The 17,639-nt window shown below is 35.9% G+C and carries 16 protein-coding genes; all 16 read right to left on the bottom strand.

Annotation, left to right across the window (positions count from 1 at the left end; genetic code table 11):
* Positions 1–37: 37 nt before the first annotated feature.
* Positions 38–1,108: a glycosyltransferase 61 family protein gene (locus EOK74_RS02955; protein WP_133468415.1), complete on the bottom strand. Its 1,071-nt coding sequence runs from the start codon at positions 1,106–1,108 to the stop codon at positions 38–40.
* Positions 1,109–1,117: 9 nt separating this feature from the next.
* Positions 1,118–2,266: a glycosyltransferase 61 family protein gene (locus EOK74_RS02950; RefSeq protein ID WP_133468414.1), complete on the bottom strand. Its 1,149-nt coding sequence runs from the start codon at positions 2,264–2,266 to the stop codon at positions 1,118–1,120.
* Positions 2,244–2,828 carry a sulfotransferase gene (locus EOK74_RS02945; protein WP_133468413.1) on the bottom strand — a complete coding sequence of 195 codons (585 nt, stop codon included), beginning with the start codon at positions 2,826–2,828 and terminating at the stop codon, positions 2,244–2,246. The genes EOK74_RS02950 and EOK74_RS02945 overlap by 23 nt, the downstream gene beginning before the upstream one ends.
* 3 nt (positions 2,829–2,831) lie before the next feature.
* Positions 2,832–3,629: a sulfotransferase domain-containing protein gene (locus EOK74_RS02940; RefSeq protein WP_133468412.1), complete on the bottom strand. Its 798-nt coding sequence runs from the start codon at positions 3,627–3,629 to the stop codon at positions 2,832–2,834.
* A gap of 11 nt (positions 3,630–3,640) precedes the next feature.
* Positions 3,641–4,597 (bottom strand): glycosyltransferase, encoded by a 957-nt coding sequence (locus EOK74_RS02935; RefSeq protein WP_133468411.1) that lies wholly within the window; start codon positions 4,595–4,597, stop codon positions 3,641–3,643.
* A complete protein-coding gene (locus tag EOK74_RS02930) occupies positions 4,587–5,213 on the bottom strand; it encodes a sulfotransferase family 2 domain-containing protein (RefSeq protein ID WP_133468410.1) in 627 nt (208 codons plus the stop codon). The genes EOK74_RS02935 and EOK74_RS02930 overlap by 11 nt, the downstream gene beginning before the upstream one ends.
* On the bottom strand, positions 5,203–6,189 hold the full coding sequence (locus tag EOK74_RS02925; RefSeq protein ID WP_133468409.1) for a hypothetical protein: 987 nt from the start codon (positions 6,187–6,189) through the stop codon (positions 5,203–5,205). Before EOK74_RS02925 ends, EOK74_RS02930 begins: the two co-directional genes overlap by 11 nt.
* A complete protein-coding gene (locus tag EOK74_RS02920) occupies positions 6,182–8,203 on the bottom strand; it encodes an exostosin domain-containing protein (protein WP_133468408.1) in 2,022 nt (673 codons plus the stop codon). Before EOK74_RS02920 ends, EOK74_RS02925 begins: the two co-directional genes overlap by 8 nt.
* Positions 8,200–9,165: a sulfotransferase family protein gene (locus EOK74_RS02915; protein WP_133468407.1), complete on the bottom strand. Its 966-nt coding sequence runs from the start codon at positions 9,163–9,165 to the stop codon at positions 8,200–8,202. Before EOK74_RS02915 ends, EOK74_RS02920 begins: the two co-directional genes overlap by 4 nt.
* On the bottom strand, positions 9,162–10,715 hold the full coding sequence (locus tag EOK74_RS02910) for a coiled-coil domain-containing protein (protein WP_133468406.1): 1,554 nt from the start codon (positions 10,713–10,715) through the stop codon (positions 9,162–9,164). Before EOK74_RS02910 ends, EOK74_RS02915 begins: the two co-directional genes overlap by 4 nt.
* Positions 10,716–10,735: 20 nt before the next feature.
* Positions 10,736–12,493: a coiled-coil domain-containing protein gene (locus EOK74_RS02905; protein WP_133468405.1), complete on the bottom strand. Its 1,758-nt coding sequence runs from the start codon at positions 12,491–12,493 to the stop codon at positions 10,736–10,738.
* A 230-nt stretch (positions 12,494–12,723) separates the two neighbouring features.
* On the bottom strand, positions 12,724–13,812 hold the full coding sequence (rfbB, locus tag EOK74_RS02900) for a dTDP-glucose 4,6-dehydratase (RefSeq protein WP_133468404.1): 1,089 nt from the start codon (positions 13,810–13,812) through the stop codon (positions 12,724–12,726).
* 15 nt (positions 13,813–13,827) lie between these two features.
* Positions 13,828–14,691, bottom strand: coding sequence for a dTDP-4-dehydrorhamnose reductase (gene rfbD / locus EOK74_RS02895; protein WP_133468403.1), 864 nt, complete (start codon positions 14,689–14,691; stop codon positions 13,828–13,830).
* A 28-nt stretch (positions 14,692–14,719) separates the two neighbouring features.
* Entirely contained in the window at positions 14,720–15,268 is a 549-nt protein-coding gene (gene rfbC, locus EOK74_RS02890) for a dTDP-4-dehydrorhamnose 3,5-epimerase (protein ID WP_133468402.1), read from the bottom strand.
* A 1-nt stretch (position 15,269) separates the two neighbouring features.
* A complete protein-coding gene (rfbA, locus tag EOK74_RS02885) occupies positions 15,270–16,157 on the bottom strand; it encodes a glucose-1-phosphate thymidylyltransferase RfbA (protein WP_205964472.1) in 888 nt (295 codons plus the stop codon).
* Positions 16,158–16,182: 25 nt separating this feature from the next.
* Positions 16,183–17,637, bottom strand: coding sequence for a KpsE/RkpR family capsule polysaccharide export protein (locus EOK74_RS02880; protein WP_133468400.1), 1,455 nt, complete (start codon positions 17,635–17,637; stop codon positions 16,183–16,185).
* Positions 17,638–17,639 lie beyond the last annotated feature (2 nt).

The raw sequence follows: 17,639 nt of genomic DNA, 5'->3' as shown, positions 1-17,639 counted from the left end.
ATCCCAAATCTAATTTAATAAGCATTAGCGTATTTCACTATTCAAGTAAAGCCGCTAAGAAATCAAGTTCAATATTTATATTATAATCACTATCGGATTTAACAACGTAATGTTCATAATTCTCAGCCCGCTTAAATTTCTTCTTAAATGATAAATCAACCCTATTATCAGGGCAAAACTCAACTATTCGACAATAGTTTTGACAAAAAATAGTATTAACTAGTGCCGACCCATGTGAACTTATAACTAAATCAGCATTAGAAAATAACGTATAAGTTGTTTTTAGACTTTCAGAGCCGTAAAAAATAATGAAGCCTCGATTTCTTAAAAAAGCAATCAATTCAGCTTCATTAATTACACCTCTCTTACCGGTTTTTACGTGGTTTCTAGATAAATATATTCTCTTATTAGTAGTAACTTCTTGGCGAAACAGAGAGTTATATCCATCAATCAGCCAATTATAACTCTCTGGTATAAATGAAGTTAGAGCGGCAGGATTAGTTCCGTAAAGCATTTTAGGTACTTTAAAAAACCTTGGAAGAGTATTCGGATCTATATAAGATTTAATGCCAGCTGCTTGGAGGTGTAATTCAAAGTCAACTAATTTCCTAGTCTTTGAACATATAGCAACTGTATTTTCTAAGTTATCACGGAACCAAAAAGCTCTCTGAATTGAATCATGTAAATGGCCATAAGGGTACCAACCAAAAGCGTGCATTAAATAAATATAATTAATATTGGAGTCTAAAGTGAAGGGTTTATCTAAATACCCTTCTCTAATTTCATTTATATTATCTAATAACTTATCTAGTTTTCGAGATATCGCATCTTCAAATAACTTATTACAACCAAGAATACCTAAATTTAAAGTTGGATTCCAAAAAAGCATCTCATCTAGCGTTTCTAAGATGGGTGCAAAGTTAGAATTCAAGATAACTCCTGTTTTCCTGTCTACAATAACATTCTCAAAAACAAAAAACTTTGCAGTTTTAGGTACTAACGAAAACTTTGATTTCTCAAACGAAGTTACCTCCATCCCACTATTAGTGATATCAGACTTGTAACTGCTTAGCTTTATAAAATCTAATAGATCATTTTTCAAATTCATAGTATTTCACTAGGATTTATTAAAACTAGCAGGATTTATATCCCCAGCAAAAAGCCCATTTAAAAAGTTTAGATCCATATCAAAGCTATGATTATGATTTGCTTGCATCTCAAATAACCAATGCTCCTTAGTTTGCTTTGGCATTTTAGATAAAGCAGAGACTAAACGATTTGAAGCTACAAATTCATATATATTCGTGTCTTGATTACAGTAAATGCAATTAATAAATGCAGCCCCATGTCCTCCAATTACAATTCTGGCATTGTAGTAAGCATTTAACACTTCATCCAATGTTTTAAAGTCCCTATGTGAGACGAATCCTCTACTCTTCAAAAAATCATCAACCTCACTAGCATTTGAAAAGTTCCTGTTATTTTTTCTAACAACACTAGAACGGTCCAAGTAGAGATTGATTCTGTTCTTTCCACTTTTATCAACAGCACTATTTGAAAGAATTAATTTATCAAACAACCAGGCTTGCACATCTTCGGCCATTCCCGCCGGTCCAACACTCATTTCAGGAACAATTAACCTTTTAACTTTAAGTAAAGATGGCCCCTTGGGACGACTAACATACCCACTTTTAAACCCCAAAAGACTTAGAAATCTTTCAAAGTCTAGAATTCGTGAAGGTGACGAAACTAAAAGCTTAAGCTCTTGAAACTCAGGAAGGTTAATTTGGTATAGTCTTTGTATCATGTCATAGAAATGGCCAAACACTAATTTTTCCGTAGCACTGGAAGCATAGATTAATGCGTCATACTCGCAATTAACGATATTTTTCTTACAATGATCAATCTGACTTTCTAAATGTAACTTGGCTCTTTGTAGCCATACATCTTTCTGTCTCAGGTAGTCTCTACCATGCAATTTCAACTGCTCTGGAAAACGTTTAGGCTTGCCAACCCAGTAAATAATTTCATTTGCCGTACTGTATATAGGATTGAATTCACTATCTAAAATTAATCCGGTAGGAGACATTACGTATACATCGTTAAGCTCCTTTACCATATCCCCTACTTCAACGTATTTCTCGAATTTATTTTTATTTCGCTTTCGGGGTAAATCGATATGTTTTCTTTTTAGAAAATTGTAGCTATTTAATATATTCAACGTAATAAAACACCAATATGTATCATTTCTTAGTTTTCCCTTCATGACCCCAATAATCAGAAGTAATTTTTTTATCTAAAAATGTAGAAATTGCTTTAAAATCTGGAGTTTCAATATTTAACTTTAATAACCTATGTTTACGCTCTTCATTCGAAAAATATGCGTCAACATTTGCTCGATGTGATTCCCAGTCTTCTCGCCAAAATTTTTCCACCTCGTCTAGTGTCGAAAAACCAAATTGCTTTTTATAACAGTTTACACTATGTCCATTACCGTGGTTAATCCGGCTTTTTATCCAAGCGTCTACGTTTCTTTCAGTAATTATAAAAAGTGAATTTGGGTAGGATTCAGCTAAAAATTTAAAGCACTTATAAGCTTCAAAAAAAGAGCCTGGCTTCTCACTAACCATATCAGAAAAAAAATCAGTTTTAGGAAACTGCTTCAACGGTATATCGTTATTTTCGTAAGCATATTTAACATCTAAAGCGAGTTCTCCCCCACGCCAATGCTTGGCTACATAGCCTGCTTTTTTCATCATTGCATTAACAGTTCTAGTACCGCACTTATTAAAACCGATATCGAATATTACTTTTCGGGATACATCCATAATTTAGTCCAATATTTTGTTTAGAGAAGAAGAAACTAAATTCAATTCTTCCTGAAAGTAGACAACATCTTCGTCTGAAAAAGTTGATGACCAGTCACCTACTCTCCCGCCTCGGAAAGAAACCGAAGTTCTCTTGTTTATCAAACGTTGATTTTTTCTTACCAAATTTTCACCATCTTTACGCATTGTTAAATCTACTAATTCATCAACTAATTTAAAATTAGTTCTGGAAGAGATTCGCTTTAAAACAGACTCTGAATCTTCAATAAAGTCTTGATACCTAACCCCTTCAACATTCTCATCACTTAACCAACTATTAACGTGCTCTCCCCAGAAACCTGGTTTACTGTAAATTTTACCAGCATGGCAATGCTTATCGTAGCCACAAGGATCTCGTAAAAATTGAGAAAACGTTTGTTCCCGAGTTTTTTCATTAAAAGATTTCTGATAATGATAAAGGGAAACCATTACATCTCGTCCATCTCGATAAACATAAACTTTATGGGAATTTTCAAAAATTTCAGAAACTCTATTCCTAACTAAAGATGAGCAGTTATTAAAGTATCGTGTTATGTCATTGATTGAATGAGATTTTAGAACTGTTGGACTGGTTACTAATATATCTAGAAAATTTAAAATATCTTCATCGCTCTTAAATTTAGACTTATTGAAAACATGGTCTAGAGTAAAATATTCTTTTTTTTCTGCAGAATTAAATATTTCAAAGTTATTTGTTATTGAGTCGATTGTTAAATGTGTGCCTGAACGTCTATGGGATAAGACCATTATTATAGGATACATAATTTTACCTATTAGCTAAAAATTTTGTCAAAATCTGGGGCATATGACTTTCTTAGTTTATGAAAATAGTTTTCTTCAAAATATTTTCTAGAATCTATTTCAATTCCATGTTTAAAAAATATATTACCCAGTTCGTCGATAAACTTATTTCGATGGACCTGCGCTAAAGCGATATGATCATTTCGGATTTTGTATGGATTTCTAGGATTTTTCACAAAATACTCTACGGCCTCACTAATTTTTTTAGGGTCAGGATCTACAATCAATGAATTGTAGTTGGTATACCAAACATCTCTCCCTCCTTCACAGTGAGTAGAAACAACAGGGATACCGCAAAGTAAGTATTCACTAGAGGAAAAACAAGCGCCTTCCATAGCTGACAAAATTAAACCACATTTAGACTCATTAATTTTAATGCACACTTCATCTGGCTTCAAAGGTAATTCGTTTTTAAATTTATACGGCGGTAAATTGTCGTTCAACGGATTACCATGGTTAATACCCGCAACCAATGCTAAGTTATTGACATAAACTGCCAATTCATGACGTTTAAAAGCGCTCAACCTAGCGATATATAATGCGTCGTAAGCTTTCTCAGCAGATGGAAGCACTTGCATAACTAGATGCTCATCTAACCAAGCATTATGGTTAATAACATCACCAACAAACCCAAGTTCCTGAAAATTTTCTTTCTCTTTTGGAGAGTTAAACATTATGAAAAAATTGTCTTTACACAGCTTTAACTCCTTAAAAATTTGATCGGCTTGCTCAGCGAAGTGAGGACTATGATACCAACCACAATAGACGAAGAAATAGTCCGTAGGTTTTATTTTAGATGCGTAGGCTGACAACCAATTCCAGTTATGTTGAATATTCTCAATTATAAATATTCTGCAATTAGGTGAGTCAAAATAAACTCGAAATGGAAATGCGGGGTTTGGCCAAGTATATGTTGGTTTATAACTCATATTCTTCCCTGTAAAATTTTTCAAAGTCTTCTTCGTACATTTCTTTAATTAAACTTTCGGATTCAGAGTGCAGCTCACAGTCGAGCTTAATTTGATCAGTGTGATTTACTTTACCAATCTTAAAATCTGAACATTTTAGATACAGAGATAAGTATCGGCTGACTTTATCAAAGCCATCTTCAAACTTAAATATTTTTATCTCTTTTAAAGCAGACTGCGATCCAAGTTTAAAAAAATCGGACTGCGGGGTGAAATGGCTATCGAGTTTAGCCCCTTGTTTTTTGGCATCAAAAATCTTTTTAACAAAAGTATTAATATCTAAATCATTAATGACGTTATGGTTTATTTTTTTACGCCACTTGTATTCAGAAACCATTCTATTAATTGGATTTCTTACCATACCAATTGCAGTAAATTTAGATAAATCAAAATCATCTTTTTTGATACTCAATATTTCAGCCAACGTCAAATGCTGTTTCTGCTTTTTACCACCAGAAAGAAAGTAGTCACTATCAACGACATCACTAGGATGCAAACCAAGTTCTTTTTCTATTGATGAACCACCAGTTTTAGGTACATGTATAAATATCAACTTACTGTCTGGCTTAATTGGCATTTTTAACAACCTCTAATTCCATATTGCAAGCAATATTATATATGTGAATAAACTTATTATCTTCTAAGGGTTCCCGAACTTCGCCTTTTAGTTTGACATCATCCAAAGCATTGTCTCCACCATGTTTTAGTTTTATAGAATAAGATTCTTTAAGATAAGGTAGCCTTACGGTAGGTAAAATCATATCTCTAGAATAATGGCACCAAGGATCGGTCGGATTAATTATTTTAGTCTCAATCAGCACACCGCTTTCATCATAAATTTCAATATCAATAAAACATGAGTTTGGACCAATTCTCGTATTCAAAAGCAATTCTATAGGGGATAGATCCGTTGTTTTTATAACTTTCATTAATAAGGGCGAACCTTTATCAATAAGTGATTCTATATCGTAGATACTAAAAATATCTATTGGCTTATCCAACGGAAGAATCTTTAGCTCAAAATCAGAGATAACAATAGAGTCTATGAGCTCTATTATTTTTGATGCGTATTTTTCTGCCCCACATTCAGTTGTATGTACTATGTCTCTTAAATATTCGTTTTCTATTTTTTCAGCGCTTAACTGTTCAATTAAATCAAAAAAAATTGCGCCTGACTTAAGTGCCACTTTTTTGACTTGAGTGTAACATTCCCTTTGACAATTGAGGTCATCTTTTCTGGGAAAATTCACCCAAATAGGTAAGCAACCTAACTTAATTAACTCATTGTTTAAGTTAATAATTTTGTCCAAACTAAATTTCTTCATACTAGGGGTTAACCAGTCAATTAAGGCAATATCAGGCTTTTCCTCTAACATTTGCTTGGCGTAACCATAACCAGCATAATCAAAATGGCTTGCACCAAACGACAACTTGGACAATTCAAAATTTGATTTATTTTCGAAATGTTTCTGTAAGTGAGTAAAGTATCCACTTTGTTTTTTTTGAGCAGTTACACTAGCCCCATAACACAAAATTTTAACCTTTTTAACCAAAACAAATATTTCCTTCTATAGTTTCATAAAGCTCAATTAATGCTGAACTACGACTTTCAATATCATCAATATTAAGAAGCTCATCGAATATTTTTTCATCTATCTTGTCTAAACTAATGACATGCTTCAAAAGCTCATTCCCAATACTATTCTCATTTAAGATAGCCAAATCAGTACTAAAAATTACTGGAATACTGCCAACCGCAATAGATTCCCAAAATCTCAATGTATTAGGACCTGCGCCAATTGGACAAAGCGAAAACTTTGAATCAGACAATATAGTGTTATATCTAAATGTTTTTTGATGATGCTCATCAATATGATGCGCTTCTACTTCGCGGCTTAACACTTGTTCTTCATAAACCACTTTGTTGAAGTGCCACTCGTTACCCAAGTCAACAAACAAATCTTGCCTGCCGCAGGAAGTCGCTGCTTCAAACAGTTTTACACGGCTGTCATCTCGGTAGTGAGGCATGTGAGCCCCAATGAATGAAGCTAGTAATTTGCGCTCTGCCATGGGCTTACGACCCATCCCCTCACTACGGTCCTGTGTTACATAATTCACAGCTATTAATGGCCAACCATGTAAAGTAAGGTTTGTTCCTATTTCTTGCTGCTTTTCGCCGCTAGTTGAGTCTTTGTGAGACAGATGAAAATCAGTTATACCAATTTTCTGTGCCATTTCTAACATTCTGACCCAATGAATATGCTGGCACACGGAGTGAACTTTTAGTGTATAAGCATTTTCGGTGGCAATAGTTTTATAGTAACTGATCAGTGCTTGGATTCTAGCTAAATAGGTTTCAGGAAAAGCTTTTTTGTCAACATAGGTTGCCCATGGAAGCGGTACATAAATATTAACAACTTTATTTTTAATGTCGACATGTTCGCCCAACTTTAAATCTAGGTGATTTTCGTATGCCTGCTTTTCTGTAGCGCAGGGATACTGCCAAAAGTTAATATCTTCGGGGTTTATTGCTTTGCTTGCAATATGGCTAACATAACTAGTTAGTACAGGAGGAATAAGACCAACCAACGCTGCAAGCTTAGGTTGCGCCATGTATTGAGCTTTCGTAAGCTTATAATGTTGCTTAATCTGATAGGAGTTTTTAAAGAATACCTCTTCATTATACTCCAACACTTCAAAGTTTATATTATAAGCCGCGAGCACAGAGCGCCCACGCATGGCGTTAGCCAATTCTTTGGGAGTGGACAGGTTGAATACAGGTAGTATTAGTTTATCGGGGTGCTCAATGGTTACTTGTTGTTTTGCTTCTTCTGCGATCCATTTTTCCATGGATTTATTAATGACGACTTTATTAATACTGCCGCTTCGTTTTACCCACACATCAATGTCTAAGCGAGCTTCTTCGGCGATGGCTTTACCCGGATACACATAAGCTACACCACCTAAAATCCTATCATCCAATTTTTTATGATATGTACGCATTTGTGTTTCATGCGCGTGAATACTTTTTAGAAAGTTTACTGGATTAAAAATTTTCCAGCCTTGTACTGCAAATAAGTAGGCAATCTTGTTATCGCAGCGAGGCACCCCCATAGGGAAATCCAATTGATGCATAAACTCTGATGAAATTTTCTCACCTACTTTCATTGCCCAAGTATCCTGAGACCAGTGTGGATTTGGGTGCATCGATGTGGTGTTGTCAAGTAACTCCCAACGGGATAGAGCAATAAAGCTTTGTGGTGACGTCAACACCTTATTAATACAGTTTAATGAACTATCAAAATAAATATCCGAATTACACAACATTGTAATTCCAGATTTACAATACTCTGCAGTCATTTCCAACCATTTTTTATAGGTTAAACGAAAATTTATTTTAATAACTCGAATATTCTCAGTTTCAAGAGGGCATTCACAGCCATCATCAATTATTACAAATAAGTTATCAATTAAATCATTCTCTGCATTTTTACCTAAACACAGGTCAATTTCCTTCTGCCTATCTCTATCACCACACTGATAATAAGGAAAAAATACATTAATCATTCTACTTCCTCTGGTATTCTGTAATCGAATTTTTTTGCTATTTTTTTAAATGATTTTGAAGCTTGAACCATTTTAATTTGCCCTGAAGTTAACGTACGACGTGGCCGTTCTTCTATTACAGCACCTGAGCGCCCGCTATCACCAGTGACGAGCATGGTATCGAAGATATCGATAAAATTACTAGTAAATGGGAGGTTCAACTTATTAGCGATAACCTTAATTGATTTATTCGGGTCCTTTACCACATCTTCATATTTAACAATTTGTGATTTAGGGTAATGACTGGTGAATATAAGAAAACGTTTACAATATTCTTCAAAGCCCTTAGGTTCGTGTTGTTCCCAGTTATTTTTTACCAATGACATATATGCATCTACAGGATGACGTATGGTAACGAGACGTAAAATATCGAATTCAGTTTTGAGTACGGAGTATACTTTCGAATCACCATCAAATCGCGGTCCTACACAATAATCTGAATGAGAGTGATCTCTTAAAATTAACAATCCTCCCAACTCAACAACATGCTGATATGTACATCTGATGTTTTGAGTGAAAATTTTAATCGCTAACTCGTTTACTTTCGGTACTCCGGCATACCTTGACAAAGAGGTAATGTCTGTAGGCAAAAATTTAGGCTTCCCTCCTCCTAAATGATTTGTCGTTTCTGGATGTACTTCACTTAACAGAAAAACATTCGGTAGCGCTGCAAGGCACTTTGAAATTAATGTACCTCCACTACATGCAAAATGATGTATAAGCCTTAACGTTGGTTTGTTATTTAATTCTCCACTTCGGACAACGTTTTCACAACGAGCAATTAGACTATCAGCATCGCGAATATTAAGCTTTCTAGGATCAACGAGAACTGTGTCTTTAGCTTTAGAAACTAACGGTGATGCATCAAGAGTATCCAACGCCATTTGCAAGTTAAAACGCATATTTTGCAAATCTTTACTCATCGGGATTCAGTACTCTCTAAAAGCAGATCCGGATATTGCTGCTCAAGTTTATGATAGAAGGTTGCTGCCTGCTGTAACTTTTCATGAAGTTCAGCAATAAGAGCTTTAAGTTTTTCTTCTGATTTGACTTTTTCTTTAAATTGTTCACGTAAATGACCTGTATCACTTTGTAATTTAGTCATTAACCTTGTGTTTAGCTCTAATGTAGAGATAGTTTGGCTTTGTCTTTTTTTAACCACATTAAGCTCGCTAATAAGTGATTCTTTTTCTATAGCCAATCTTTTATTTTCTATCCCAAGTGCTTCAATACTTTTTATCAACTCCCTATTCGATTCATTTACCCCTTCTGTCCACTTTTTACTTTCCTGATACCTTTGAGTTCGTTCTTCGAGTTCAGTTTTAAGTGAAGCCATCTCAGATTTCAATACTGAGAACTTTGTGTTCAATTCGTCTATATCACTCTCTGTTTGTTGTTTTTCAGCCTGCAATGTTTCAAACTGTTTTGCAGACTCTGCTTTTTGAGTTTCCAAAGTACTGACTAAAAGTTCAATTTTTGTAGTTTTCCGCTCCACTTGAGCCGTCAACGTTTTAATTTGACTAAGCAACGTTTGATGTTGTTGCTCGTTTTCTTCTTTAGCTTTTCCATGTGTTTCAACTAATTGTTGTTTATCCATTTGAAGCTGTTTTATTTTGGTTTCAGATGCTAGCTTGTCACTTTCTAGCCTTTTTTCTAAGCTTGTTTTTTGTTGATTAGACTCTTCCAACTTTAACTTATACTTGTTGTTAGTTTCGACTATTTTTTTCAATTCAACGGACTGTTTATCTAAAGATTGAGTGAAATCCCTTTTCGCTTTCTCGGCGTCACTATTTTGAGCCAGCAATTGACTTTTATACTCTTGAATTTCCTTCTGATGCTGTCCTTTTTGCAACTGCAATTGTTTTTTTACCAATTCAAGTTCAGACCACATGGGATTGCGATGCATCTCGGCAACGGGAATATCTGGATCAAGGCTATCTATAGTGCTCAGCCCGAAACCTTGAGACTGCAATAAGGACAATAATTCAGAGGCAGGCTGGGCATTTTCGTAAAACGAAATCTCAGGAATAGGTAAATAAAGTGTATTGATATTCTGCCAACTTTCAACGCTAATCAAAGATTCCAATATTAAGTGATTTATGTCAAGTATATCCAAAACCAAGGTAATTGAAGCAGGTTGAGCTATATAATCATTTAGCACATCAGCAATAGCTTGAGTATTTACCTCTTCCCTCTCCTCCACCTTTAATCCTGGGAAAAGTTCTTTTAAGCCTGTTGCTACTGAAAAAGCGGAATACTCTTCTAAAGAATACCGATTAAAGCCAGAATTTTGAGCAAGATCAGAAACTGCTCCGTGAACTATTTTGACCTTACTATCTTTACTATATTGTTTACGAAGCTTTGCCACCTGTTCTAAACGGGCTTCAACCAACAACACAGTTTCGAATTTATCGAAGTTGATATTTGGCGTTTCAACACGCCCAGCACCTAACCAAATTAAGACTTTATTCATATTATTCGTCCTCCATGCCACTATGGTTTATTCTGATTAACAAGCATTTTTGGGGAGGCACTTCTTCCTTCACTTATTCCAAACTTTATAAAGTGGATTAGTGGGTTAATGTCTGTATCGCCAATATCAGGGTAGCGTTGCAAGTACCAATTTCCATCAAATTGAGGGCTTGGGAAACGACCCTCTTTGGCGCCAAATTTTAGATAATGTTCTGCAGGATTAATTTCCGAAGCCGCCACATCGGGATAAGTTTCTAAGTACCAAGCGGCATCAAAATATTCGGAGGTTAGCAACAACCCTATATTTTCCTGTAATCTAGCTTTCTTTTTATCCATTTTCCCTACGGCTTTTACCAATTTCCGAACAGGATCTGCCGATTTCCATAAAGTGGATGATTTAATCCTAGCTAGTTCAGCTTTTGCTTGATTCAAATTGTGCTTAAGAATGTCATTTTCACTCTTTGCCTTGGCGATTTGAGAGGCTTGCTTATCCAGCTTCATCTGCTTTAATTTGATTTGCTGTAAATTTTTAACCTGAGCTTTATCTTTTTGTTTTGTCTCAACATTGAGGTTGACAATCTTTTTATTTAACGAAGACAATGAGTTTGTTGATATAGTCAGCTGTTTATCTAAATCAGCATTGTTCTTTTTCAGCAACTCTAGTTCATTTTCAAAGGCTAATATTTTATTATCTTTGGTTTGATTGGATAAGAAGTATTCTTCCAACTCTCTTTGTACTTGGCCTAATTGAAGTTCAAACAGCTCCATTTCACTTTTCCCACCTTCCAATTTGGTCTCAGTGTCTTTGAGTTGTGATGATAACTTTAATTCTGTCTGTTTATATTTCTGTGTTTCGCTTTCGAAATTCGAGTAAAATTGTTCCAACTCACCTTGTACTTGGTTTAATTGCAGTTCTAACAACTCTCGGTCCGTTTTTTCTCGCTCTAATATGGCTGAAGTATCTTTAACTTGAGCTGATAACTTTAATTCAGTCTGATTAAATTTTTGTGTTTCACTTTCGAAATTCAAATGGAGCTGTTCTAACTCTTCTTGCAATGTAGCAACAACCTCCTGCTCGCGATTTAACGCTTGGTTAGCTAAACCCATAGCGTTAACTTGTTCTTTTAGTTGATTGCTTAAAGTTTCAATATTTTTTTCTAACTCTTTTTTTGTACTACTCTCAGTAACATTCAGTTCTAACACCTTGTTGCTGTCCAAAGCCAAATCAATCGTCTCACATACCGGCAAGCTGCTAGCTGTTAATACGAGATTTAAATGCGCTAACCTTTGCTCCTGACGAACATGTTGGCAGGCAAGCAGTAGATTAAAGTCGGAGTTAAGTTGATAATCAAAGTTGTCAAGAATGGAAACTCCCTGCTCGTTCATTTGTTCGGCAAAAGTAGTTTGATTAAGAAATGCTTGATTTAAATTAATCAGTTTAATTTTACGGCGATATTGTTTATGAACGTTCAACAATAAGTCACCTTTTTGTTGCCATTGATTAGTGGCGGTTTCTAAATTTTCACCTTGACTAACTGCATTTGCGAGAACAAATTCACTTTGTTGATAAAACAGTAAAGCCGACTCAATTTTATTTGTTTGCAAATTTTTCGCGAATAATTCTAAGTCAGTTACGGGTTGGAAACAAAAGACAAGTTGACTTTCTGCATTATTTTCTAAATCACTATATGAGTCTATAAATTTGATATTCTTATCATCTAATGAGTTTGCTAAACTTCGCCAGAGCTCCGTGTTTTCAGTGGTAATGATAATTTTCAAACTCTATATCCTTTAATCTTCTTTTGTTTATTATCTGTTTGATTTAGCAATTTAAATATAAACTGGAAAACTGTTAATTTGAGTGCTGCTAATCAATAAATAATAACTAATTTGTAAGAAAATTACACCCATAACTGTCTCTATTGTTTTTTGGTCTATATATTTGTTATCTAAACGATTATTGATATTTTTTAAGTAACTAAAATTTCATTTCTGCGGAAAACAGACGATTAAAACTCAACAAGCATTTTCCACCAACTCTCATTTTTCAAATACCATTTAATCGTTTTATTGATCCCAGTTTCAAATGTTTCTTGGGGCTTATAGTCTAGTTCATTACTAGCTTTAGTGGCATCTATTGCATAACGTCTGTCATGGCCTGCCCTGTCGGTAACATAGGTAATTAGGTCTTCAGCTTGACCTTGAATCGCCTTCGTTGCACTTGGATACTTTTCTTGTAACTCGGTATTAGTAACAAACGCATGGTTCATTTTTTCACAAACCAGTTTCACAATATCAATATTCGCCCATTCATTGTGGCCGCCAATATTATAATTTTCACCTATGCGGCCTTTTTTAATAACTAACTCTATTCCGCGGGCATGGTCTTCAACGTAAAGCCAATCTCGAATTTGCTGGCCATCACCATAAACAGGCAAGGGTTTATTGTGCAAAATATTAGTAATAATGAGGGGGATTAACTTTTCTGGGAAGTGGTAAGGACCATAATTGTTTGAGCAATTACTAGTGGTTACTTCTAAGGCATAAGTGTGATGGTAAGCTCTTACTAGGTGATCACTGGCCGCCTTACTAGCTGAATAGGGAGAATTAGGAGCATATGGAGTATCTTCGGTAAAAGCTGGAACATTTGGCTCCAACGTGCCATATACTTCATCAGTACTGACGTGATGAAAACGGTGTTGCAAAGGTTCCTTCCCGTCAGCTGTGGGAAGGTCTATCCACACTTTTTTAGCCGCCTTAAGTAGGCTATAAGTACCAATAATATTGGTTTCAATAAACGCATCGGGCCCGGTGATAGAGCGGTCGACATGAGACTCAGCGGCAAAATGCACAGTAGTATCAACTTGGTATTCAGCTAATAGTGATTCCACTAATGGTGTGTCGCAAATATCGCCTTTAACGAATACAAATTTGTCATTAGATTCTACAGGTGCTAGATTTTCCCGACTCCCCGCATACGTAAGGGCGTCGAGCACAATGACTGTATCTTCTGGATTATTCTGCATCCAATACAATATGAAGTTAGCACCGATAAACCCAGCACCGCCAGTGACAAGTAACACTTTGTTTTTGGTCATTTGAAATTTCTTTTATTATTTTGTTGAGGTTAGTTGGTGAATAACATCACTCAACTCTACTCGCCAATGTTTGAGTTCTAATCCGTCAAAAGCCAACTGCAGTGAACTTTTATCTAATACACTATAGCTCGGTCTTTTTGCTGGAGTAGGATACGCTGAGGTTGAAATAGGCTTAACCGGAATAGATTTATCTAATATTCCATTTTTGACGCCTAGTTCTTGGATCGCTAATGCAAAATCGTACCAACTGCACACACCTGTATCGGTAAAGTGGTGCACCCCATTCACATTATGATTAACTGCGTATAAACAAACTTTAGCTAAAGCACTGGCTGATGTAGGTGAACCAATTTGGTCATCAATAATACCAAGCTCGGGTTTTTCGGCCATCAACCGCAGCATGGTTTTCACAAAGTTATTGCCAAATTGAGAGTAAACCCAACTGGTTCTAATAATGCAACTGTGCTTGGTGGCGTATTGCAAAAGCACTCTTTCCCCTTCCGCTTTACTTGCGCCATACACACCGATAGGCTCGAGTTTGTCATCAACCTGATAAGGTGAGCCTTTATCACCACAGAACACATAATCCGTTGAAACATGCACTAAAGGTACAGCGTTTTGATTTGCGTACTTGGCAAGATTCTCTACCGCGGCAGCATTGATTTCAAACGCTTGTTGCCTTTCTGATTCGGCTTTATCTACGGCGGTGTACGCTGATGCATTAATAATACCTGTGACATTATTGTTACTCAGTATTGAATTAACGCTTTCTGCACTGGTTATATCAATATCGTCACGGCCTAAACAAAGCAAACTATCATCTAATAGTTTTAACTCTTGTGCTAACTGACCGCTTTTTCCAATAACCACTATTGTCATTCAGACATCGCCTATTAATTTGTTCATATTACTCAAAATAGGGTGCTGAATTAAAGTCAAGTCCCTGTTCATCTTTTGCTGACAAGCCCGGCTTTTCAATTTTACTAAAAGGCCACTCGATTTGAAGTTTAGGATCATCAAAACGAACTGAAATCTCAAATTCAGGATGGTAATAGTCGGTGCAGCGATAAACAAATTCGGCGCATTCGGAAGTCACATAAAACCCATGGGCGAATCCTGCAGGTACCCATAATTGCTTTTTATTCTCAGCAGATAACAAAACGCTACAAGTTTTTCCGAAGGTCGGTGACGATTTACGCATATCTATCGCCACATCAAAAACTTCACCACTGGTAACTCGAACCAACTTTCCTTGAGTGTGTTTTAATTGATAATGCAACCCTCTTAGGATTCCCTGTTTGGATTTGCTGTGGTTATCTTGCACAAAATCGACATCCGCCACATGTTGCTTAAACCAGTCTTGGCGAAAGGTTTCCATGAAAAAGCCTCTCTCATCACCAAAAACCTTAGGTTCGATAATTTTTACATCTGGAAGGTCTGTATGTATTACTTTCATTTTAATGTTTGATTTTCTCGGTAAGCAATTTAGACAGATATTTTCCATAACCACTTTTCAACAGTGGCTCCGCAAGATTTTTAAGTTGTGCAGCATCAATAAAGCCTTTGCGGTAAGCAATTTCTTCCGGGCAACATATTTTTAAACCTTGGCGTTTCTCAATAGCAGCAATAAAGTTTGAAGCATCCAATAAACTATCGATAGTACCTGTATCCAACCAAGCCGACCCCCTTCCCATTAGTTCAACTCTTAAGTTACCTTGTTCCAAATAAAGATTATTAAGATCGGTAATTTCCAGTTCACCACGTTTGGAAGGTTGGACTAGTTTGGCTAACTCTACTACTTGGTTATCGTAGAAGTACAAACCTGTTACTGCATAATTAGATTTTGGATTAGTGGGTTTCTCTTCAATAGATAAGGCTCTCCAGTCATCGTCAAAATCAACTACACCATAACGTTCTGGATCATGTACGTGATAGCCAAAAACGGTCGCACCAGAAGAGTGATTATTTGCATGTCGTAATGACACTTGAAGGTCATGCCCATAATATAAATTATCGCCCAAAATCAACGCGCAGTGATCTTCACCAATAAACTCTTCACCCAGCAAGAATGCTTGTGCCAATCCATCTGGTGAAGGTTGTTCTATATAATTAAAATTGACGCCCCACGCTTCACCTGTTCCCAATAGAGCTTTGAATCTGGGTAACTCTTCTGGGGTAGAGATTATCAAAATATCTTTAATACCGGCTAACATTAACGTGGAAATGGGATAGTAAATCATCGGTTTATCATACACCGGCATCAGTTGCTTACTTATGACAGATGTTAGCGGATGAAGACGCGTACCCGATCCACCTGCTAAAACTATTCCTTTTCTCACATTCATACCTTTGACTTTCTAATAGTTTGATTTATCTTAGTTCATTCGCTGTTGCCAAGATGATTCTACCGATGAAAAATATCATCAACAAAATAGCTAAGAATAAACTGATGTTATAAAAAACCTCAGGGTATCTAGCATCCTGAGGTAATGTTGGGGATTCCACTGTGACTAGGTATTTGAGTTGTCGGTATGCTTCTATCCTTGACTTTTCCAAAGAAACCTGTGAAGAAGCATAAGCTTGCAGTGCTAGCTCCATGTTAATTTTATAATCACTGAATTTAGCTAAAACTTGAGAAACACTCAAATTGACTTCATCGTCAGGAAGAGATTGATTTTTCAATTTGTCATGAGTAAGTCTAGAGCGCTCAATTTCTAATTGCTGCAACATACTTTCCAGTTGAGATCTTGCTTGAACAACTTGAGGTGCATTTTCACTCATGCTGTTTCTTAACGCATTTAGCTCTGTGCGTTTTGCCGCAACCTGCCCTTCCATTTGATAAGTGATTTGTTGTAAAGCTATCCCTTCAGCTTCAGGATCGAGTAAATTGTGTCGCCGTTGAAATGCAAGTAGTTCAGTTTTCGCTGTCTGTAATCGAGACTCTACGAGCTCATGTTCAAGCTTCACAAACTCTAACTGTTGCTTAGCCAAATGATGGCCAATTTCATTAATGTACCACTCTGCTCGCTCAACTATCGTTTTGCTCATCAGGTAGGCAAATTCATCATCATAAGCTTGTACAAATATATTCACTACTTGCGACTTTTCATCAACTTCAACCAAGACTCTACTTAAGAAATACTCCAATAATTTTTCTCTACTTGCATCACTTTCTAAACGGCTAATAAAGTCATATTTACTGTCACTGTAGTGTTTACTTATTTCAAAGTTACTTTCTAAGTAACTGACCATATCATAAGAGTATATAAAGGCTTTGACCAATTCAGTATCTTGATTGGTCGCACTTACACCAAACCCTGACATTAATGCCATTGCCGGGTCCAGCGTAGCCATACCATCCGGTTCTTTTACAATGAGTTTAGCCTGACTTTCATATCTTGGACTTGCTAAAATAAGTTGATAAAAAACAAAAAGAAAAAATGGTATTAACACAAATAAAGCGAATGGTCTCTTAAACTTTGCCATTTGCGGATGTGTAAAAACACCAGAGACTTGTTGTTTTAAACTTTGCGCGTTATTAAATAGATTCTTTATTTTATTGGATTCAGAAGAGGATAATGTCGCAAGATCAGGGAATTCTTTCAATGCTCTAACTTTCAACTCCGTTAGTTTTTGTACATTGCGTTCAGAGGGTTCTAAATTTTTAACCCGTTGCATTAACCTGAAGGCCAGCGCGATATCAGATTGTTCCAACTCTTCGACTTTGTTATTCAAAAAGTTGACATCAGACCATTGTTCGTTGGTTAACGAAATTTTTAACTCAGAAAAACGCTTCTCTAATTCTAATTGGACTTGTTGAGTCATAT

It is taken from the genome of Paraglaciecola marina (genome assembly GCF_004360155.1).
Classification (GTDB): Bacteria; Pseudomonadota; Gammaproteobacteria; order Enterobacterales; family Alteromonadaceae; genus Paraglaciecola; species Paraglaciecola marina.
Note: the sequence above shows the minus strand (reverse complement) of the source record. Positions and strands in the feature narration are given on the sequence as shown.